The sequence below is a fragment of the Streptomyces triculaminicus genome, assembly GCF_017349075.1.
Taxonomy (GTDB): domain Bacteria; phylum Actinomycetota; class Actinomycetes; order Streptomycetales; family Streptomycetaceae; genus Streptomyces; species Streptomyces triculaminicus.
The window spans coordinates 374735-393554 of the sequence record NZ_JAFMOF010000001.1; the positions used below are offsets into that span (position 1 = coordinate 374735).

At 70.5% G+C, this 18820-nt stretch carries 21 protein-coding genes, 1 tRNA gene and 1 riboswitch; of the genes, 6 read left to right on the top strand and 16 right to left on the bottom strand.

Going from position 1 to position 18820, the window contains the following annotated elements:
* Positions 1–121 precede the first annotated feature (121 nt).
* Complete coding sequence (locus tag J1792_RS01820) at positions 122–2431, top strand: transglycosylase domain-containing protein (RefSeq protein ID WP_086572727.1); 2310 nt, start codon at positions 122–124, stop codon at positions 2429–2431.
* 7 nt (positions 2432–2438) lie between these two features.
* Here the strand turns inward: J1792_RS01820 and J1792_RS01825 are convergent, their stop codons facing one another.
* The 3 genes from J1792_RS01825 to J1792_RS01835 all read right to left on the bottom strand — a co-directional run bounded on the left by J1792_RS01825 (position 2439) and on the right by J1792_RS01835 (position 3635).
* On the bottom strand, positions 2439–2759 hold the full coding sequence (locus tag J1792_RS01825; protein ID WP_086572728.1) for a DMT family transporter: 321 nt from the start codon (positions 2757–2759) through the stop codon (positions 2439–2441).
* Positions 2760–2793: 34 nt separating this feature from the next.
* A riboswitch (guanidine-III (ykkC-III) riboswitch) is annotated at positions 2794–2858 on the bottom strand.
* Positions 2859–2877: 19 nt separating this feature from the next.
* The gene (locus J1792_RS01830) at positions 2878–3180 is read right to left on the bottom strand and encodes a GroES family chaperonin (protein WP_048831771.1); all 303 of its coding nucleotides are present in this window, start codon (positions 3178–3180) and stop codon (positions 2878–2880) included.
* 113 nt (positions 3181–3293) lie between these two features.
* The gene (locus tag J1792_RS01835; protein WP_086572730.1) at positions 3294–3635 is read right to left on the bottom strand and encodes a DUF3618 domain-containing protein; all 342 of its coding nucleotides are present in this window, start codon (positions 3633–3635) and stop codon (positions 3294–3296) included.
* A 140-nt stretch (positions 3636–3775) separates the two neighbouring features.
* Between J1792_RS01835 and bcp the strand changes: the two genes are divergently transcribed.
* The gene (gene bcp / locus J1792_RS01840) at positions 3776–4243 is read left to right on the top strand and encodes a thioredoxin-dependent thiol peroxidase (protein ID WP_086572731.1); all 468 of its coding nucleotides are present in this window, start codon (positions 3776–3778) and stop codon (positions 4241–4243) included.
* On the opposite strand, the gene J1792_RS01845 is transcribed toward bcp, so the two are convergent.
* Entirely contained in the window at positions 4224–5504 is a 1281-nt protein-coding gene (locus tag J1792_RS01845; RefSeq protein WP_086572733.1) for a sensor histidine kinase, read from the bottom strand. The two genes, bcp and J1792_RS01845, sit on opposite strands and share 20 nt — an antisense overlap.
* Complete coding sequence (locus J1792_RS01850) at positions 5504–6076, bottom strand: hypothetical protein (RefSeq protein WP_307842877.1); 573 nt, start codon at positions 6074–6076, stop codon at positions 5504–5506. The genes J1792_RS01845 and J1792_RS01850 overlap by 1 nt, the downstream gene beginning before the upstream one ends.
* Positions 6077–6243: 167 nt before the next feature.
* Between J1792_RS01850 and J1792_RS01855 the strand changes: the two genes are divergently transcribed.
* Positions 6244–6327, top strand: a tRNA-Leu gene (locus J1792_RS01855).
* 53 nt (positions 6328–6380) lie between these two features.
* Here the strand turns inward: J1792_RS01855 and rdgB are convergent.
* From rdgB to J1792_RS01870, 3 genes are all read right to left on the bottom strand, one after another.
* Positions 6381–6983, bottom strand: a complete 603-nt coding sequence (gene rdgB, locus J1792_RS01860) for an RdgB/HAM1 family non-canonical purine NTP pyrophosphatase (RefSeq protein WP_086572734.1) — start codon at positions 6981–6983, stop codon at positions 6381–6383.
* A gap of 47 nt (positions 6984–7030) precedes the next feature.
* The gene (gene rph, locus J1792_RS01865) at positions 7031–7762 is read right to left on the bottom strand and encodes a ribonuclease PH (RefSeq protein WP_086572735.1); all 732 of its coding nucleotides are present in this window, start codon (positions 7760–7762) and stop codon (positions 7031–7033) included.
* Positions 7763–7851: 89 nt separating this feature from the next.
* The gene (locus tag J1792_RS01870) at positions 7852–8085 is read right to left on the bottom strand and encodes a PTS sugar transporter subunit IIB (RefSeq protein WP_086572736.1); all 234 of its coding nucleotides are present in this window, start codon (positions 8083–8085) and stop codon (positions 7852–7854) included.
* A 197-nt stretch (positions 8086–8282) separates the two neighbouring features.
* On the opposite strand from J1792_RS01870, the gene J1792_RS01875 reads away from it, so the two are divergent.
* Both J1792_RS01875 and J1792_RS01880 read left to right on the top strand, forming a co-directional pair.
* Positions 8283–9596: a PTS transporter subunit EIIC gene (locus J1792_RS01875; protein ID WP_086572738.1), complete on the top strand. Its 1314-nt coding sequence runs from the start codon at positions 8283–8285 to the stop codon at positions 9594–9596.
* A gap of 221 nt (positions 9597–9817) precedes the next feature.
* A complete protein-coding gene (locus tag J1792_RS01880) occupies positions 9818–11095 on the top strand; it encodes a PTS transporter subunit EIIC (protein ID WP_086572739.1) in 1278 nt (425 codons plus the stop codon).
* Positions 11096–11187: 92 nt separating this feature from the next.
* Here J1792_RS01880 and J1792_RS01885 read toward each other — a convergent pair whose 3' ends face one another.
* The 8 genes from J1792_RS01885 to clpS form a co-directional block, all read right to left on the bottom strand.
* Entirely contained in the window at positions 11188–11940 is a 753-nt protein-coding gene (locus J1792_RS01885) for an MBL fold metallo-hydrolase (RefSeq protein WP_086572741.1), read from the bottom strand.
* Positions 11941–12381: 441 nt separating this feature from the next.
* Positions 12382–12474: a transposase gene (locus J1792_RS35660; RefSeq protein ID WP_107430956.1), complete on the bottom strand. Its 93-nt coding sequence runs from the start codon at positions 12472–12474 to the stop codon at positions 12382–12384.
* Positions 12475–12602: 128 nt separating this feature from the next.
* Positions 12603–13553, bottom strand: coding sequence for a PLP-dependent cysteine synthase family protein (locus J1792_RS01895; protein WP_086565987.1), 951 nt, complete (start codon positions 13551–13553; stop codon positions 12603–12605).
* 12 nt (positions 13554–13565) lie between these two features.
* The gene (locus J1792_RS01900; RefSeq protein WP_086565986.1) at positions 13566–13847 is read right to left on the bottom strand and encodes a MoaD/ThiS family protein; all 282 of its coding nucleotides are present in this window, start codon (positions 13845–13847) and stop codon (positions 13566–13568) included.
* 146 nt (positions 13848–13993) lie between these two features.
* On the bottom strand, positions 13994–14416 hold the full coding sequence (locus J1792_RS01905; protein ID WP_086565985.1) for a M67 family metallopeptidase: 423 nt from the start codon (positions 14414–14416) through the stop codon (positions 13994–13996).
* A gap of 141 nt (positions 14417–14557) precedes the next feature.
* Entirely contained in the window at positions 14558–16006 is a 1449-nt protein-coding gene (locus J1792_RS01910; protein WP_086565984.1) for an amino acid permease, read from the bottom strand.
* 295 nt (positions 16007–16301) lie between these two features.
* Positions 16302–16895 (bottom strand): DUF2017 domain-containing protein, encoded by a 594-nt coding sequence (locus tag J1792_RS01915; protein WP_086565983.1) that lies wholly within the window; start codon positions 16893–16895, stop codon positions 16302–16304.
* Positions 16895–17197, bottom strand: coding sequence for an ATP-dependent Clp protease adapter ClpS (gene clpS / locus J1792_RS01920; RefSeq protein ID WP_086565982.1), 303 nt, complete (start codon positions 17195–17197; stop codon positions 16895–16897). The genes J1792_RS01915 and clpS overlap by 1 nt, the downstream gene beginning before the upstream one ends.
* A gap of 225 nt (positions 17198–17422) precedes the next feature.
* Here clpS and J1792_RS01925 point away from each other — a divergent pair, with 225 nt between their 5' ends.
* Positions 17423–18745, top strand: coding sequence for a nicotinate phosphoribosyltransferase (locus J1792_RS01925; protein WP_086565981.1), 1323 nt, complete (start codon positions 17423–17425; stop codon positions 18743–18745).
* The last annotated feature ends 75 nt before the right edge of the window (positions 18746–18820 follow it).

Sequence of the window (18820 nt, forward strand, 5' to 3'; positions counted from 1 at the left end):
GCCGGAACGCTTGATGCGACAGTGTCTTTCGGGGCGTACGACGCAGTTCGGAACCGCCCGACCCGATACTGCTCCGCCGTGGCCGCACAACCTCGGCGGCGGCCGAGGAGTCCCTGGAGACATGAGCGACGAGCAGTCACAGCAGCGGTCCGCCGGTGCTGGTCACGCGCCGCCCCGTTGGGCCCCGCGGGGGGAGGCGGCCGCGGCACCCGGCGCGCCCGGCGGACGAGGCCGCCGCCCCCGGCGCACGGGCGTGCGCCGGCTGGTGCCCACCTGGCGCATGGTGCTCGGGGGCTTCCTCCTGATCGTCCTGCTGATCGTGGGCGCGCTGGTCGCCGGCTATCTGCTGGTCGACATCCCCCCGGCCAACAAGGCCGCCGTCGCCGAGAGCAACGTCTTCCTCTACTCCGACGGCTCCCAGCTCGCCCGCGACGGCGAGGTCAACCGCGAGAGCGTGGCGCTCAGCCGCGTCCCCAAGGACGTCCAGCACGCCGTCCTCGCCGCCGAGGACCGCGACTTCTACTCCGAGTCGGCGGTCAATCCCGAGGCGATGCTGCGCGCCGCCTGGAACACCGTCACCGGCAAGGGGAAGCAGTCCGGTTCGACGATCACCCAGCAGTACGTCAAGAACTACTACCTCGGCCAGGAACAGACCATCAGCCGCAAGGTGAAGGAGTTCTTCATCGCCATCAAGCTGGACCGCGAGGAGAGCAAGAACGACATCCTCGAGGGCTATCTCAACACCAGCTACTTCGGGCGCAACGCCTACGGCATCCAGGCCGCGTCCCAGGCGTACTACGGCAAGGACTCCGACAAGCTCACCACCGCCGAGGGCGCCTACCTCGCCACCCTCCTCAACGCCCCCAGCGCCTACGACGTGGGCGCGCATCCCGAGAACAAGCCGCGGGCGCTGGCCCGCTGGAACTACGTCCTCGACGGCATGCTGAAGAAGAAGTGGCTCGGGCAGGACGAGCGGGCGCGGATCACGTTCCCGATGCCCGGCAAGACCAAGCCGCGGCTGAGCATGACGGGACAGCGCGGCTATCTGGTGGAGGCCGTCAAGGACTACCTGACCACCAACAAGATCATCGACGAGACGACGCTGGCCGCCGGCGGCTATCGCGTCACCACGACGATCGACAGGAAGAAGCAGGCCGCCTTCGTCGACGCGGTGCGCGGGCAGCTGATGGACGACCTCAGCGACGACCGCAAGGTCGACCGGTACGTACGCGCCGGCGGCGCCTCCATCGACCCGAAGACCGGCAAGGTCGTCGCCCTCTACGGCGGCATCGACTACACCAAGCAGTACGTCAACAACGCCACCCGGCGCGACTACCAGGTCGGCTCCACGTTCAAGCCGTTCGTCTTCACCTCGGCCGTCGACAACGACTCCACCACCCAGCAGGGCCGCCCGATCACGCCGTACACGGTCTACGACGGCACCAACAGGCGGCCGGTGCAGGGCAGCGGCGGCCCGGTGGGCTACGCGCCGGAGAACGAGGACGGCCGGTCCTACGGCCCGATCACGGTCACCAAGGCCACCGACCTGTCGGTGAACTCCGTGTACGCGCAGATGGCCCAGGACGTCGGCCCCGCGAAGGTCAAGGCCACCGCCGTCGCCCTCGGCGTCCCCGCCCGGACGCCCGACCTGACCGCCACCCCCTCCATCGCGCTCGGTGTCGCCACCGCCAGCGTCCTGGACATGACCCAGGCCTACGCGACGCTCGCCAACCACGGCCGGCACGGCCCGTACACGCTGGTGGAGTCGGTGGCCAAGTCGGGCGAGGACATCCAGCTGCCGGACGGCAGGGAGGTCAAGCAGGTGGTGACGCGCGAGGCCGCCGACACCACGACCTCGATCCTGCAGAGCGTCGTGGAGAGCGGCACCGGCCGCAGGGCCCAGGCCGCGGGCCGGCCGGCGGCGGGCAAGACGGGCACGGCCGAGGAGGACAAGGCCGCCTGGTTCGCGGGCTACACCCCCGATCTGGCGACCGTCGTGGCGGTGATGGGCCAGGACCCCGACACCGGCGACCAGAAGCCGTTGTACGGGGCGGCCGGGGAGGCCCGTATGAACGGCGGCGACTATCCGGCGCGGATCTGGGCGTCGTACACCGCCGACGCGCTGGAGGGCACCGAGGCCACCGACTTCGACCTGGAGCCGCAGGGCGGCGTGGTGACGCCGCCCCTCGAGCCGAGCCCGACGTCGGCTCCGCCGACGGAGCCCACCGCCCCGCCGACGACGGTCCCACCGTTCAGCCCGCCGCCCACCGAGGGCCCGCGGCAGCCACCGGAGTTCACGGTTCCGCCGGTCACCCCGCCGGGCTTCCCGACGCCGCCGGGACTGCCCACGTTCGGGCCGCCGAACGAGGGCAAGGAGCGGCATCCGGCGGAGCACCGGGGCGCCGGCGACCTGCTGGGGTACGACTACTGACGGCCGCTCAGTGGCCGGACGTGGCCTTCAGGCCGACCACGGCCACCAGCAGCAGGGTGATGAACAGGACCCGGGCGGCGGTCACCGGCTCGCCGAGCACGGTCATGCCGAGCACCGCCGCCCCGGCCGCGCCGATGCCGACCCACACTCCGTAGGCCGTGCCGATGGGGAGCGTCTTGGCGGCCTGGGCCAGCAGCAGCATGCTGGCGACGATGCCGGCGACGGTGAACACGCTCGGCCACAGCCGCGTGAAACCTTCGGTGAACTTCATGCCGATCGCCCAGCCGACCTCGAGCAGACCGGCGACGGCGAGCAGGACCCATGCCATGACGGCACCTCCGGGGGAAAAGGGACTCTCCAGGGGTGCGTCGTCTTGTCCTGACCCGGTACGGCGCGTCTCGTCGGGTATGACGACCGTATCAAAAGTGGACGGACAGGGACATCCGTCAGAGGTAGAGACCTGTGGAGTCCTCGGATCCCTCGAGGCGCTCCGCCGCCACCGCGTGCAGGTCCCGCTCGCGCATCAGGACGTAGGCGACCCCGCGGACCTCCACCTCGGCGCGGTCCTCCGGGTCGTAGAGCACCCGGTCGCCCGGCTCGACCGTGCGTACGCTCTGCCCGACCGCGACGACCTCGGCCCAGGCGAGCCTGCGGCCCACCGCCGCCGTCGCCGGGATGACGATGCCGCCGGTGGACCGGCGCTCGCCCTCGGGGATGTCGGTCCGGACCAGCACGCGGTCGTGGAGCATCCGGATGGGCAGCTTGTCGTGGGTGGTGTTCGTACTCACGCGAAGACGGTACCTGCCCGGGCCCGGCGGCGAGGCCACAGGGCCGTCATCCGGCCCGAACCGGTCACCGTGGCCTACCGCTTACGGCGGCCGGAGGGCTTCGAGGACTTCTTCGAGGAGGCCACCAGCAGGCCCACGACGCCCACGGCCACCATGGCCACCGGAACGATCCTCTCCAGGCGCGGGGAGCCGTCCTCGGCGGTGAAGCGGGCGCGCACCTCGGAGACGACCCGGTTGGCCGCCACATACGCGCGGCCCGCCGTGTGGTCCACCTTGGAGGCGACCTTCGCCTTGGCGTCCCCGATGATCGTCTTCGGGTGCATCCGCACACCGATCTCGTCGAGCGTCACGGCGAGCTCCTGCCGCCGACGGGCGATGTCCGCCTCGATCTGCGCAGGGGTCCTGGCTTCCGCCACCGCGCTGCCTCCGTCTCGTCGATAAGAATGAAGAGTGATGACTACAGTCTGTCAGCTGCCCCGGCCCGGCGCCCCGCGGCACCCCCGATCCGTGACCTGACTACCCTCGGGACCGTAACCACGATCTGTCGAGGAGAGCCATGAGCGAGCGACTGCAGCCCGGCGAGACCGCCCCCGCCTTCACCCTGCCCGACGCGGACGGCAAGCAGGTCTCGCTCGCCGACCACCTGGGCCGCAAGGTCATCGTCTACTTCTACCCCGCCGCCCTCACCCCGGGCTGCACCAAGCAGGCCTGCGACTTCACCGACAACCTCGACCTCCTCGCCGGGCACGGCTACGACGTCATCGGCGTCTCCCCGGACAAGCCGGAGAAGCTCGCGAAGTTCCGCGAGAAGGAGAGCCTGAAGGTCACGCTCGTCGGCGACCCGGACAAGGCGGTCCTCGAGGCCTACGGCGCCTTCGGCGAGAAGAAGCTGTACGGCAAGACGGTCACCGGCGTCATCCGCTCGACCATCGTCGTCGACGAGGAGGGCAAGGTCGAGCGCGCCCTCTACAACGTCAAGGCCACCGGCCACGTCGCGAAGATCATCAAGGACCTGGGGCTGTAATCGCCCGCGGGCACGGCGACCGCTCGGGCTCGCCCTCGTCCTCGGCCTCCGGCAGGTCGAGGACGGCCTGGGCGCCGCCGCCCTCCGCCGACCCGAACGCCAGCCGCGCCCCGAGCACCGCCGCCTGGCCCACCGCGATCGTCAGCCCCAGGCCGTGGCCCGTGCCGCGCTCCGGCGCGGCCGTACGGAACCGGCGCGGCCCCTGGTCCACCAGGCCCGGCGGGAAGCCGTCGCCGTGGTCGCGGACGACGATCCGGGTGCCCTCCACGGTGATCTCGATGGGGGGACGGCCGTGCTTGGCGGCGTTGGCGAGGATGTTGACCAGAACCCGCTCCACCCGGCGGGCGTCGGTCACCACGATCCGGCCCTCGCCGATCACCGCGACGGCCACGTCGCCCACCCCGCGCTGGCCGCGCGCCCGCTTGACGATGCCGTGCACCAGCGAGGGCAGCTCCACCGCCTCGAGCTGGGCGCTCTCCACCCCGGCGTCCAGCCGGGAGACCTCGAGCAGGTCCTCCACCAGCGCACGCATCGTCTGCGCGCGCTCCTGCACCATCTCCACGGCCCGCGGGTGCGGCAGCAGCTCCGCGGACGCCACGAGTCCCGCGACCGGGGTGCGCAGCTCGTGCGCCACGTCCGCCGTGAACTGCCGCTCCGCCGACACCCGCGCCGCCAGCGACATGGCCATGTGGTGCACCGACCGGCCCAGCTCGGCGACCTCGTCGCGGCCGCCGGCGTGCAGCGCGTCCGCGTCGGGCGCCTCGCCGGAGGCGATCCGCCGGGCCGCCGCGGCGCTCAGCCGCAGCCGCCGCGACAGGCTCTGCGCGACGAACCACGCCACCACCGCCATCAGCGCCACCGTCGCCGCGCCGGCCACCACCAGCGCCTTGTCCAGCGCGGCCTGCAGCGGGTCGCGGTCGGGGTACGACGCCGAGATCGACAGCACCTTGTCGTCGCCGACCGGCGTCGCGGCCCACACGCGCGGGTCGTCGCCGCCGCTGATGTACGTGCCCGACTGGCCCTTGGCCACGGCCTTCTCCAGGGGGAACGGCAGCGTGGAGTCGTCCAGCTGGGCGCCCAGCGCGAGGGTGCCGTCGCGCTGGTAGATCTGCAGGGCGGAGCTCAGCAGTCCGTCCTGGTACGCCAGCGCCTGCCGGTCGCGTTCCATGCCCGAGATGTGGTGCACGGCGACGCCGAGGACCACGACGGCCAAGGCGGTGACAAAGGAGATCGCGAGCGCGATCCGGCCACGAATACCCATCACGCGATCGGGAACACCTCTGTGTGCTCCCCCTTGGGAGTGGCACCCGTGTACGTCACCTCGAGGGCGGTGAAGGCCACCAGCCCGTCCACCTCCTTCGGCCCGAACAGCCGCAGCCGTGCCGGGAAGGACTTGCCGGCCGCCGCTCCCGCGGCGCCGCTGGAGACCTGCACCACTCCGCTGCCGTCCGCGCCGGCCGCCGTGTACCGGTCCCACTGGATGCCGCTGGCCACCCGGCCCGCGGTGGAGCAGTCGAGGGTGATGATCGTCGGCTCCGGGACCGGCTCCCCGACCCCGCAGTCCCGCACGCCCGGCACCTCGCGCGAGTCCGCGTCGTCGACCTCCACCTGCGACTCCTGCCCGGCCGCCCGCGACTTCTGGGCGGCGGTGGTCTTCGGCGCCTCGTCGACGCTGCGCGCGCGGTCCGTGGCGTTGGCCAGCCAGACCCCGCCGAGCACCAGCACGGCGACTCCTGCCAGGATCGCCACCACGGTGCGCATGCCCGCCCAACGAGCCACGGCGCGGTCGGTCATCGGGCTCTCTTCCTCGATCACGTGCGGGTGTTCGTTCACGGGCGTGTCCACTCCCGCTCTGAGGGACGGTGAAACGGCACTCCGCGTTCCCGTCGGGGCGCACCGGCTTCGCCTCGCGGGCGCCGGCGACGTGTCCGGCGCGGGGCGCGCGCCGCCCGGACCGCCTCCCAACTACCGCCTGGGGGCCGATACGATGGCCGTGACCGGCGGCCGTGGTGGAATTGGCAGTCACGCTGGGTTTAGGTCCCAGTGGGGTAACACCCGTGAGGGTTCGAGTCCCTCCGGCCGCACACGAACGAAGGGCCGTCCCGCGCGTCGCGGGGCGGCCCTTCGGCGTCCGGTCTCAGCCCAGCAGCTCGCGCACCACGGGCACCAGCGCCCGGAAGGCCTCGCCGCGGTGGCTGATGGCGTTCTTCTCCTCCGCCGTCAGCTGCGCGCAGGTGCGCGACTCGCCGAGGGGCTGCAGGACGGGGTCGTAGCCGAAGCCGCCCGAGCCCGCCGGCTCGTGGCGCAGCGTGCCCTCGAGGCGGCCCTCGACGACGCGCTCGGTGCCGTCCGGGAGGGCGAGCGCGGCCGCGCAGGCGAAGTGGGCGCCGCGGTGCTCGTCGGCGATGTCGGAGAGCTGGGCCAGCAGGAGGTCCAGGTTGGCCTTGTCGTCGCCGTGCCGGCCCGCCCAGCGGGCCGAGAAGATGCCGGGGGCGCCGTTGAGGACGTCGACGCACAGGCCGGAGTCGTCGGCGACGGCCGGGTGGCCGGTGGCACGGGCGAGGGCGTGGGCCTTGAGGAGGGCGTTCTCGGCGAAGGTGACGCCGGTCTCCTTGACGTCCGGGATCTCGGGGTAGGCGTCGGCGCCGACGAGTTCGACGTCGAGGCCGGCCCCGGCCAGGATCGCGCGGAGCTCGGTGACCTTGTGGGCGTTGCGGGTGGCGAGGATCAGGCGCTTCATGCGCCGATTATCCCGGGGACCGCCTCCGGTCCCCGGGACCGGGGCCGCTAGAGCGTGCGGGCGAGGGCCTCGCGCTGGGCGGCGTCCAGGGACGCGCAGCCGGCGACGGCGAGGTCGAGGATGCGGTTGAGCTCGTCGCGGTCGAAGGGCTGGGCCTCGGCGGTGCCCTGGACCTCCACGAAGCGGCCGTCGCCGGTGCAGACGACGTTCATGTCGGTCTCGGCGCGGACGTCCTCCTCGTAGCAGAGGTCGAGGAGCGGGACGCCGTCGACGATGCCGACGCTGACGGCGGAGACGGTGCCGGTCAGCGGCTTGCGGCCGTGCTTGACGAGCTTCTTGCCCTGGGCCCAGGTGATGGCGTCGGCCAGCGCGACGTAGGCGCCGGTGATGGCGGCGGTGCGGGTGCCGCCGTCGGCCTGGAGGACGTCGCAGTCCAGGACGATGGTGTTCTCGCCGAGCGCCTTGAAGTCGATGACGGCGCGCAGGGAGCGGCCGATGAGGCGGGAGATCTCGTGGGTACGGCCGCCGATCTTGCCGCGGACGGACTCGCGGTCGCCGCGGGTGTTGGTCGAGCGGGGCAGCATCGAGTACTCCGCGGTGACCCAGCCCTCGCCGGAACCCTTGCGCCAGCGGGGCACGCCCTCGGTGACGCTGGCGGTGCAGAAGACCTTGGTGTCGCCGAAGGAGACGAGGACGGAGCCCTCGGCGTGCTTGCTCCAGCCGCGCTGGATGGTCACGGGGCGGAGCTGGTCGGGGGTACGGCCGTCGATGCGAGACATGGTGGTGAGCCTATCCGGACAACAGAGGGCCCCGTTCCGGTTGGCTTGAACCGGTACGGGGCCCTGTGCGAGGAGCCTTGGGGCTCAGCTCACATCATGTCTTCGATCTCGGCGGCGATCGGGTCGGCGTCGGTGCCGATGACGACCTGGATGGCGGTGCCCATCGTCACGACGCCGTGGGCGCCGGCGGCCTTGAGGGCGGCCTCGTCGACGAGGGAGGGGTCGTTCACCTCGGTGCGGAGGCGGGTGATGCAGCCCTCGATCTCGTCGATGTTGTCGATCCCGCCGAGGCCGGCGACGATCTTCTCAGCCTTGCTGGCCATGTGCACTCCTGGTTGTCTCAGCCCCTCGGCGATCCCGCCGACCGGCTTTCACACGGTTACCCACGTATAGCCCAACTATGCGGGCATATGTCCGCCATCTACCGAAAGATGGCGACCACCCGGCACACCTGTTCCGGGAGGTCCGCGACCGCACCGCAAGTGGTCTACACCAGTATGCCAGCAGCCGGAGGACGCAGATGAGCTCGACCGCCGCGGCGCGTCCGCCGGAGCGCAAGCGCCGGCACGGCCTCTTCCAGGGCCTGCAGAAGATGGGCCGCAGCCTGCAGTTGCCGATCGCGGTCCTCCCCGCGGCGGGCATCCTCAACCGGCTCGGGCAGCCGGACGTGTTCGGCAGGGACGGGCTGGGCTGGACGGACGTCGCCAAGGTCATGGCCGGCGCGGGCGGTGCGCTGCTGGACTCCTCGCTGGGCCTGCCGCTGCTGTTCGCGGTGGGGGTGGCCATCGGCATGGCGAAGAAGTCGGACGGCTCCACGGCGCTCGCGGCGGTGGCCGGCTTCCTCGTCTACTACGCGGTGCTGCACCAGTTCCCCGAGGCCTGCCCCGCCGGCTCCAAGCCGGCCGTCCTGGGCCTGCTGAGCGGCGTGTGCGTCACCGCGGCGGGCACGCCGGCGGCAGCCTCGTACCAGAACCCCGGCGTCTTCGGCGGCATCGTCATGGGCCTGTTGGCGGCCTGGTTCTGGCAGCGCTTCCACCGGGTCCGGCTGGTGGACTGGCTGGGCTTCTTCAACGGCCGCAGGCTCGTACCGATCATCATGGCGTTCGTGGGCATCGCCTTCGCCGTGCTGTGCCTGGGGATCTGGCCGACGGTGGGCGGCTGGCTGACGAGCTTCAGCGAGTGGCTGTCCGACCTGAGCGCCACCGGCGCGGGCATCTTCGGCGTCGCCAACCGCGCGCTGCTGGTGATCGGCCTGCACCAGTTCCTGAACGTCTTCGTGTGGTTCCAGTTCGGCTCCTACACCACGCCGGACGGCACGGTGGTGCACGGCGACATCAACCGTTTCCTGGCGGGCGACCCGAACGCCGGGCAGTTCACCTCCGGCTTCTTCCCCATCATGATGTTCGCGCTGCCGGCCGCCGCGCTGGCCATCACGCACTGCGCGCGCCCCGAGCACCGCAAGACGGTGGGCGGCATGATGCTCTCGGTCGGCCTGACCTCGTTCGTCACGGGCATCACCGAGCCGATCGAGTACTCCTTCCTCTTCATCGCCCCGCTGCTGTACGTGGTGCACGCCCTGCTGACCGGCGTCTCGATGGCGCTCACCTGGGGGCTGGGGGTCCACGACGGCTTCAGCTTCTCGGCCGGGCTGATCGACTACGTCATCAACTGGGGGCTGGCGACCAAACCGTGGCTGATCATTCCGATCGGGCTCGGTTTCGCGGCCGTCTATTACGCGATCTTCCGCTTCGCCATCGCCTTCTTCGATCTGCCGACGCCCGGGCGGGAACCCGAGGAACTGGCCGAGGAGATCGAGAAGGAGAACGTCAAGTAGAAGGCGGTCCGGTGGCCCCCGCCGTCACCGTGTGGTGAACGCGACGTGACGCAGCGCCTAAGCTTCACGTGATCTTTACGGATGTGGCCCACAGCACCTGGAACTGTGGATTCCTTTATGCCCGACTCACGTGCTACAACAGGTCTAAACCACTAGTGGTGTAGACCAAATGCGGGCCGTCCCCCATCCCCCCGAGCGCCCGCCTCACCTGGAGGAATCCGATGAGTACGGCAGCCAAGGCGGCGAAGGCGGCGCCTGAAGAGGCGGCACCGCAGAAGAAGAAGCGGGGCGCCGGCGCCATGGCCGTCGCCCAGCGTATCGGCCGCAGCCTGATGCTGCCGGTCGCGGTCCTGCCCGCCGCCGCACTGCTGGTGCGCCTCGGCAACAACGACATGCTCGGTCGCGAGTCGTTCCCCGAGTTCATCACCAAGATCGCGAGCTATATGTCGGCCGGCGGCAACGCGCTGCTGGGCAACATGGCGCTGCTGTTCGCCGTCGGTGTGGCGATCGGCTTCGCGAAGAAGTCCGACGGCTCCACGGCGCTGGCCGCCGTGGCCGGTTACCTGGTCTTCAAGGAGGTGCTCGCCACCTTCACCGACAAGAACCTGCCGAAGGTCGCCGCGGTCGTCGACGGCAAGATCGTCATGAACGAGGCGCCCGTCAACGCCGGCGTCCTCGGCGGTGTCGTCATGGGTCTCGTGGTGGCCCTGCTCTACCAGCGCTACAGCCGCAAGAAGCTCCCCGACTGGCTGGGCTTCTTCGGCGGCCGCCGCCTCGTCCCGATCCTCTCGGCGTTCGCCGGTCTGGTCATCGGCATCGTCTTCGGTCTCATCTGGCCGGTCCTGGGCACGGGTCTGCACAACTTCGGCGAGTGGCTCGTCGGCTCCGGCGCCGTGGGCGCGGGCATCTTCGGCGTCGCCAACCGCGCGCTGATCCCCGTCGGCATGCACCACCTGCTCAACTCCTTCCCGTGGCTGCAGGCCGGTGACTTCAACGGCAAGCACGGCGACATCGCCCGCTTCCTCGCCGGCGACCCGGACGCCGGACAGTTCATGACCGGCTTCTTCCCGATCATGATGTTCGCGCTGCCGGCCGCGTGCCTGGCGATCGTCCACTGCGCCCGCCCGGAGAACCGCAAGGTCGTCGGCGGCATGATGCTCTCCCTCGCGCTCACCGCGTTCGTCACGGGTGTGACCGAGCCGATCGAGTTCACCTTCATGTTCATCGCCCCGGCGCTCTACGCCGTCCACGCGGTGCTCACCGGTGTCTCGCTGGCCCTGACCTGGGCGCTCGGCATGAAGGACGGCTTCGGCTTCTCGGCCGGCGCCATCGACTTCCTGCTGAACCTGGGCATCGCCAGCAAGCCGTGGATGCTGGCCGCGGTGGGCCTGTGCTTCGGCGCCCTGTACTACGTGGTGTTCCGCTTCGCGATCACCAAGTTCAACCTCCCCACCCCGGGCCGTGAGCCCGAGGGCCAGCTGGAGGACATCAAGTCCTGACGGCACCGGGGCCGTAGCGCCCGGCCGGACCGACAAGGCCCGCGGAACCACTCCGGTTCCGCGGGCCTTGTGCGTACGTACCGTCCGCGCCCCTACAGCTCGTAGACCGCGCCCGCGCGGGCCAGCTCCGCCGGGCCGTCGTAGACCGAGCGCGCGTCGCGGAGGTTGGTGAGGGGGTCCGTCCACGGCGGGATGTGGGTGAGGACGAGACGCCCCACGGCGGCCCGGGCGGCCGTCTGACCCGCCTCGAGGCCGTTGAGGTGGAGATCGGGGATGTCCTCCTTGCCGTGGGTGAAGGACGCCTCGCACAGCAGCAGGTCCGCCCCCCGCGACAGCTCGGACAACGCCTCGCAGGGGCCCGTGTCGCCCGAGTACACCAGCGCCGAGCCGTCGTGCTCGACCCGGAAGGCGAACGCCTCCACGGGGTGGCTCACCCGGGCGGTGCGGATCGTGAGGGGGCCGAGGGAGAACGTGCCCGGCGCGAGGGTGCGGAAGTCGAAGACCTCGCTCATGCAGGCCTCGTGGGGGACGTCGCCGTAGGCGGTGACCAGCCGCCGCTCGGTCCCCTCCGGGCCGTAGACGGGTATGGCGTCGGCACGGCCGCCCTCGTGGCGGTAGTAGCGGGCGACGAAGTAGCCGCACATGTCGATGCAGTGGTCGGGGTGCAGATGCGACAGCAGCACGGCGTCGAGGTCGTACAGACCGATGTGGCGCTGCAGCTCGCCGAGGGCGCCATTGCCCATGTCGAGGAGGATCCGGTAGCCGTCGGCCTCCACCAGATAGCTCGAGCAGGCCGATTCCGTGGACGGGAACGAGCCCGAGCATCCGACGACGGTGAGCTTCATGCGGGCCTGAACCTCCGTGGGCTGGTTACGGGGGGCCATGCGGTGCAGTCGAGGGTAAGGCGAGATGGAGGCGCGGACTCCTCCGGGGCGGGGCGTGTGGGCGGAATCACCAGGACGGACGTGGTCCGCTACGGCGCCCGACGACCCCCCGCATGGGCGCAGGGCCCCGCCCGCGCCGGACGACGCGGCGCGGACGGGGCCCTCACGGGGACGGGCAGGGGGACATACGTACGCACGGGTGGCGCGGCCGCGCGGACGGTACGCGGCCGGAGCCGGGCGCCTTACAGGGGGCGGTGCCGCTCGGCGCGGTCGAGGGTGTCCATGAAGCGCTGGAAGCGCTCGGCCGACTCCTTGCTGCCCGCCGTCACGGTGAAGACCTCCGGCGACATGAAGGCCGCCAGCCGCTCGCGCGTTTCAGGGGCGAGTGCATCCCACGCCGCCCTATCCAGCCGTGACTGCGCCGCAGCTTCCGCACTGCCAGTTTCCATTGTTGAGTTGCCTCGTGTCCGAAGATCCACATGCGGGACAGTTCATGTGCGTCTCCTACGGGATGATGTCAGCCGCTTCCCAACATCGGTAGTAGCAGTTCATCCGTGCACAGTTCTGTTCTTTACGGACCGGTCTGTTCATACGGACCGGCGCGCGCGGACGGCACGGGAACACTACGCCCAGAGCTGGCCGTGCAGCGTCTCGACCGCCTCTTCGGTGGTGGCGGCGGTGTAGACGCCGGTGGAGAGGTACTTCCAGCCGCCGTCGGCCACGATGAAGACGATGTCGGCGCTCTCCTGGGCGCGTACCGCCTTGCGCGCGACGCCGAGCGCGGCGTGCAGCACCGCGCCCGTGGACACGCCCGCGAAGATGCCCTCCTCGGCGAGGAGTTCGCGGGTGCGACGGACGGCGTCCTCGGACCCCACGGAGAAGCGGGTGGTGAGGACGGACGCGTCGTAGAGCTCGGGCACGAAGCCCTCGTCGAGGTTGCGCAGGCCGTAGACGACGTCGTCGTAGCGCGGCTCGGCGGCGACGATCCGCACACCGGGCCGGTGCTCGCGCAGATAGCGCCCCACGCCCATCAGGGTGCCGGTGGTGCCGAGGCCGGCCACGAAGTGGGTGATCTCGGGGAGGTCGGCGAGGATCTCGGGGCCGGTGGTGGCGTAGTGGGCACCGGCGTTGTCGGGGTTGCCGTACTGATAGAGCATCACCCAGTCGGGGTGCTGCTCGGCCAGCTCCTTGGCCACCCGCACGGCGGTGTTCGAGCCGCCGGCGGCGGGCGAGGGGATGATCTCGGCGCCCCACATGGCGAGCAGCTGCCGCCGCTCCTCGCTGGTGTTCTCGGGCATCACGCACACCATGCGGTAGCCCTTGAGCTTGGCGGCCATGGCGAGGGAGATGCCGGTGTTGCCGGAGGTGGGCTCGAGGATCGTGCAGCCCGGGGTGAGCCGGCCGGCCTTCTCCGCCTGCTCGATCATGTGCAGGGCGGGGCGGTCCTTGACCGATCCCGTGGGGTTGCGGTCCTCCAGCTTGGCCCAGATCCGCACGGACGCGGACGGGGACAGGCGCGGCAGGCGGACGAGCGGGGTGTTGCCCACCGCGGCCAGGGGGCTGTCGTAGCGCACCGGCTGCCCGATCTAGGCCATGCCGCCGGCGACGGCCGGGAGGATGGTGACGCTGTCGCCGTCGCCGAGCTCGGTGGTGATCCCGGCCAGGAAGCGGACGTCCTCGTCGTTGAGGTAGACGTTCACGAAGCGGCGCAGCTCTCCGGACTCGTCGACCAGGCGCTCGCGGATGCCGGCGTGGCGGGTCTCCAGGTCCTTGAAGAGCTCGTCGAGCGTGGCGCCGCTGCCCTCGACGGCCTTCCGGCCGTCGGTGTAGGTGCGGAGGATGGTGGGGATGCGGACCTCGATGGCCATGGGTTGTGCTCCTGTCGGAGTGCGGGAGGTTCCTGGTTCCTGAGGGAGAACTGTGGGCGCATCGTATCGATTCCCCGTGCGGCAGCCGTATGTTCGTCCCGGTATGTGAAACAGGTCGTCTTGAGTGGTGAGCGGATGGGGGCCGCTCAGTAGGCCTCGACCACCGTGACGTCCTCCTCGGTGATCTCGCCCTCGACGATCCGGAACGAGCGGAACTGGAACGGCCCGGCGCCGTCGCCGTCGGCCGTGGAGACCAGGACGTAGTGCGCGCCCGGTTCGCCCGCGTAGGAGACGTCGGTGCGGGAGGGGTAGGCCTCGGTCGCGGTGTGGGAGTGGTAGATCACGACGGGCTCCTCGTCGCGGTCGTCCATCTCGCGGTAGAGCTTCAGCAGGTCCGTCGAGTCGAACTCGTAGAACGTGGGCGACCGGGCCGCGTTGAGCATCGGGACGAACCGCTCGGGGCGGTCGCTGCCGGCCGGGCCGGCGACCACGCCGCACGCCTCGTCGGGGTGGTCGGCACGGGCGTGCGCGACGATCCGGTCGTACAGGGCCTGGGTGATGGTCAGCATGCGCCCACAATAGAAGGGGTGTGCGTCGCGCGGGCCGGTCGCGATGTTTCAAGAACATGACCGGTTTCGGAACACGGCCGAACGCGAAGAACCCGCCCGTACCAGTGGTACGGGCGGGTTCCGTCGTTCACGTGGCGGTCGTCAGGAGACCTGCGAGTACTCCTTGCGCTCGAACGCCTCGGGGTTGCGCTTCTTGAGCACGATGTACGAGACCCACATGATCGCCGCCCAGACGGGGGCGCAGTACAGCGAGACCCGCGCGTCCTTGTCGATGCCCATCATCACGATGACCATGAAGATGAAGGCGAGGGCGAAGAGGCTGGTCCACGGCGCGCCGGGGGCACGGAACGCGGACTGCGGGAGCTCGCCGCGGTCGGCCTTGCGACGGTAGCGGAGCTGGCAGACGAGGATCATGATCCAGGCCCACATGCCGGAGATGGTCGCGAAGGAGACGACGTAGTCGAACGCCTTGCCCGGCCACTCGTAGTTGATCACGACGCCGACCAGCATCAGCGCGGCCGAGAAGGTGGTGCCGCGCAGCGGCAGGCCCTTCTTGCTCAGCTGACCGAAGAACTTCGGGCCCTGGCCGTTGAGGGACAGGTCGCGCAGCATGCGGCCGGTGGAGTACATACCGGAGTTGCAGGACGACAGCGCCGCGGTGAGGACCACGAAGTTGACGATTCCGGCGCCGGCCGGCAGGCCGATCTTCTGGAAGGCGGCCACGAACGGGCTGACGCCCGGCATGAACTCGCCCCACGGGACCACGGCCAGGATGATGATCAGCGCGCCGATGTAGAAGACCGCGATGCGCCACGGCACGGTGTTGATCGCCTTGGGGAGCGTCTTCTCCGGGTCCTTGGCCTCGCCCGCGGTGACGCCGACCAGCTCGACGGCGAGGAAGGCGAACATCACGATCTGCAGGGTCATCAGGGTGTTGCCGATGCCGTGCGGGAAGAATCCGCCGTCGTTCCAGAGGTTGGAGACGGTGGCGGTGTCACCGGCGTCGGAGAAGCCGATGGTGAGCACGCCGATGCCGATGAGGATCATGCCGATGATGGCGGTGACCTTGACCATCGAGAACCAGAACTCCAGCTCACCGAAGAGCTTCACGGAGATCAGGTTGGCGAAGTACAGGATGACGGTGAAGACCAGCGCCGAGACCCATTGCGGGATCGACTTGTTCCAGTACTGCACATAGGAGGCCGCGGCGGTCACCTCGACGATGCCGGTGACGACCCAGAAGAGCCAGTACGTCCATCCGGTCACATAACCCCAGAAGGGGCCGAGGAACTCTCGGGCGTAGTCCGAGAAGGAGCCCGACACCGGGCGGTACATGAGCAGCTCACCGAGCGCTCGCATGATGAAGAAGATGACCAGGCCGGCTATCGCGTAGGCCAGGATCAGGCTGGGTCCGGCCTTCGATATCGCTCTGCCCGCGCCCAGGAAGAGGCCGGTGCCGATGGCGCCACCAATGGCGATCATCTGAATCTGTCGGTTACCCAGTCCCCGCTGGTAACCCTCGGAAGCTTCCTTGCCGCTTCCCTCTCCGTCCCGCACTGCGGTGCGGTCGGCGACCTGCTCAGAGGTCATGGTGGTGCGCCTTTCTCCATACCGATCCGGATGCTCCGGATCGGGTTCCGATCCCCCCGGATGGAGTTCCTGCTCAGCGCCGACGGTCGGTCGGCTAGCGCTTCCGCTGCGACAGGGGTGGCGTCGCAGAGGCAGGTCGGCAAGATGTATCACGAGTGACCGGGTGATCGTCCTGCGCGTTATGGCGCACGCCACAAATAAAAGCGGACATAGCGAACAACGGCAGCCAAAGGCCGCCGTTACAGTGATTCGATCGTTATCCGGAATTGAGGCTCCGCTGAGCGGACGTCCTCATTCAGGCCATCAGGGCCTCGACGAGGGTCTCCTGAAGGCCCCCGAGCCAGAGGTAGGCCATGACCATCGGCTTGCGCGGATCCTCGTCCGGCAGCCGGAACAGCTCGTCCCCGTCGTCCTCGTTCGTGATCTCCAGCCGGGTGCCGATGGTCAGCCGGAGATCGTTGAGCGCGCCGAGCCAGCGCCCGCAGTCCTCGGGGCCCAGCCGGAGCACCGCGGCGTCGTCGCCCGACACCGTCAGCGAGTCCAGCGAGCGGACCATGCCGAGCGCGTCCTCGCGCTTGCGGGTGCGCAGGTCGTTCTCGGTGTAGCGGCGGAATTCGGCGGCGTGCGCGCGCTCCTGCCGGTCCTGCTCCCTGTCCGGGTCGCCGTAGGCGTCGGGGAACAGCCGGGCCAGGGCCGGGTCGGCCGGGGGCTCGCTGGGGCCCTCCGCGAACAGCCGGGCCAGCGGGTCGGCGGCGTCCGGGCCCCCGTCGTCACCCGGGCCGATCAGCTCCAGGAGCTGCACGGCCAGGCTGCGCAGGATGGAGACCTCGACCTCGTCCAGGGCGACGGCCGCCCCGCCGCCGGCCAGCGGCTCGAAGTGCCCGGCCATCAACGGTCCTGCGACAGCGTCGCCCAGAGCCCGTAGCCGTGCATCGCCTGCACGTCGCGCTCCATCTCCTCACGGCTGCCACTGGAGACCGTCGCGCGGCCCTTGTGATGGACGTCGAGCATCAGCCGGTGCGCCTTGTCCTTGGAGTAGCCGAAGTAGGCCTGGAACACATACGTCACATAACTCATGAGGTTGACGGGGTCGTTATGAACCAGGGTCACCCAAGGAACATCGGGTTCGGCCACCGCGAAGGGCGACTCGCCCGTTTCGGGCCGTTCGATCTCGACCGGTGCAACACTCACGCGCGCTCCATGGGTCGCTTCTCCGCCCGCGAGGCGCAAGTGCGGGTTGAGATCTTCTGCGGCCCGGCGGCCTCGCGTGCGTCGCTCACGTATCCATGCTGCCACTCGCACCCCCCGCCCGCACAAACGGGGTCCGGGTTTCGCACACAGGCCCGAGCAGGGGTTCCGTAGATCACGCTCCAGAAATCGTCACTCTGACGAGATCTGGGGGTAGCATCTTGTGCCATGAACGCTGCGGACCTGAGGCTCCCGGTGGACGTTCCATCGACGGCCCTCTTCACCGACCGGTACGAACTCACGATGCTGCAGGGTGCGCTGCGGTCCGGCACCGCCGACCGCCGCTCGGTCTTCGAGGTCTTCACCCGCCGCCTGCCCGAAGGCCGGCGCTACGGCGTCGTGGCGGGCACCGGCCGCGTCCTGGACGCCGTGGAGAACTTCCGCTTCGACAGCGGCGTGCTGGACTTCCTCGCCGAGCAGCGGATCGTGGACGAGCCCACCCTCGCCTGGCTGGCCGACTACCGCTTCCGCGGTGACATCTGGGGCTACCCCGAGGGCGAGGTCTACTTCCCCGGCTCCCCCGTGCTGCGCGTCGAGGGCACCTTCGCCGAGGCGGTGCTGCTCGAGACCGTGATCCTCTCGATCCTCAACCACGACTCCGCCGTCGCCGCGGCCGCCTCGCGGATGGCGGTGGCGGCGGGCGACCGGCCGATGATCGAGATGGGCGCGCGCCGCACCCACGAGCTGGCGGCCGTGGCCGCCGCCCGCGCGGCCTACGTGGGCGGCTTCTCCTCCACCTCCGACCTCGCCGCGGGCTTCCGTTACAGCATTCCGACGGTCGGCACCAGTGCGCACGCCTTCACCCTCGTGCACGACAGCGAGCGCGACGCCTTCACCGCCCAGGTCGACTCGCTCGGCTCGGGCACCACGCTGCTGGTGGACACCTACGACGTCACCGAGGCGGTCCGGCTGGCCGTGGAGGTCGCCGGAACGGACCTCGGCGCGGTCCGGATCGACTCCGGAGACCTGCTGCTGCTCGCCCACCGCGTCCGGCAGCAGCTGGACGACCTGGGCGCGAAGGACACCCGCATCGTGGTCACCAGCGACCTGGACGAGTACGCCATCGCCTCGCTGGCCGCCGCCCCCGTGGACGCCTACGGCGTCGGCACCCAGCTGGTGACCGGCAGCGGCCACCCCACCTGCTCGATGGTCTACAAGCTCGTCGCCCGTGCGGACGAGCCCGGGGCTCCGCTGCGGCCCGTCGCCAAGAAGTCGATGGGCGGCAAGACCTCCCTCGGCGGCCGCAAGTGGGCCGCGCGCCGCACCGACGCCTCGGGCGTCGCGGAGGCGGAGGTCGTGGGCACCGGGGAGATCCCGGCCGAGCTGGCCGACCGGCAGCTGCTGGTGGAGCTGGTCAGGGGCGGCGAGGTCGTGGCCCGCGAGCCCCTGGACGCGGCGCGGGAGCGGCACGCCGCGGCGCGCGGGGGGCTGCCGATGTCGGCGACCCAGCTCTCGCGCGGCGAGCCCGTGCTGCCCACGGAGTACCTCTGAGGGAACTCCGCGCGCCCGGGAGATCCCTGACGGGATGCCCCCGGGCGCGCCCGAGTGCCCCTCCCATTGCGCAAG

Excerpts from the sequence above, each read along its gene's own strand:
- J1792_RS01820 (WP_086572727.1), top strand. The coding sequence starts at position 122 with ATGAGCGACGAGCAGTCACAGCAGCGGTCCGCCGGTGCTGGTCACGCG.
- J1792_RS01905 (WP_086565985.1), bottom strand. The coding sequence starts at position 14,416 with ATGCTGACCATCACCCAGGCCCTGTACGACCGGATCGTCGCGCACGCC.
- J1792_RS01880 (WP_086572739.1), top strand. The coding sequence starts at position 9,818 with ATGAGTACGGCAGCCAAGGCGGCGAAGGCGGCGCCTGAAGAGGCGGCA.
- J1792_RS01915 (WP_086565983.1), bottom strand. The coding sequence starts at position 16,895 with ATGGCCGGGCACTTCGAGCCGCTGGCCGGCGGCGGGGCGGCCGTCGCC.
- J1792_RS01900 (WP_086565986.1), bottom strand. The coding sequence starts at position 13,847 with ATGGCCATCGAGGTCCGCATCCCCACCATCCTCCGCACCTACACCGAC.
- J1792_RS01875 (WP_086572738.1), top strand. The coding sequence starts at position 8,283 with ATGAGCTCGACCGCCGCGGCGCGTCCGCCGGAGCGCAAGCGCCGGCAC.
- J1792_RS35660 (WP_107430956.1), bottom strand. The coding sequence starts at position 12,474 with ATGAACTGTCCCGCATGTGGATCTTCGGACACGAGGCAACTCAACAAT.
- J1792_RS01885 (WP_086572741.1), bottom strand. The coding sequence starts at position 11,940 with ATGAAGCTCACCGTCGTCGGATGCTCGGGCTCGTTCCCGTCCACGGAA.
- J1792_RS01830 (WP_048831771.1), bottom strand. The coding sequence starts at position 3,180 with ATGCTCCACGACCGCGTGCTGGTCCGGACCGACATCCCCGAGGGCGAG.
- J1792_RS01825 (WP_086572728.1), bottom strand. The coding sequence starts at position 2,759 with ATGGCATGGGTCCTGCTCGCCGTCGCCGGTCTGCTCGAGGTCGGCTGG.
- bcp (WP_086572731.1), top strand. The coding sequence starts at position 3,776 with ATGAGCGAGCGACTGCAGCCCGGCGAGACCGCCCCCGCCTTCACCCTG.
- J1792_RS01845 (WP_086572733.1), bottom strand. The coding sequence starts at position 5,504 with ATGGGTATTCGTGGCCGGATCGCGCTCGCGATCTCCTTTGTCACCGCC.
- J1792_RS01910 (WP_086565984.1), bottom strand. The coding sequence starts at position 16,006 with ATGACCTCTGAGCAGGTCGCCGACCGCACCGCAGTGCGGGACGGAGAG.
- J1792_RS01870 (WP_086572736.1), bottom strand. The coding sequence starts at position 8,085 with ATGGCCAGCAAGGCTGAGAAGATCGTCGCCGGCCTCGGCGGGATCGAC.
- rdgB (WP_086572734.1), bottom strand. The coding sequence starts at position 6,983 with ATGAAGCGCCTGATCCTCGCCACCCGCAACGCCCACAAGGTCACCGAG.
- rph (WP_086572735.1), bottom strand. The coding sequence starts at position 7,762 with ATGTCTCGCATCGACGGCCGTACCCCCGACCAGCTCCGCCCCGTGACC.
- J1792_RS01925 (WP_086565981.1), top strand. The coding sequence starts at position 17,423 with ATGAACGCTGCGGACCTGAGGCTCCCGGTGGACGTTCCATCGACGGCC.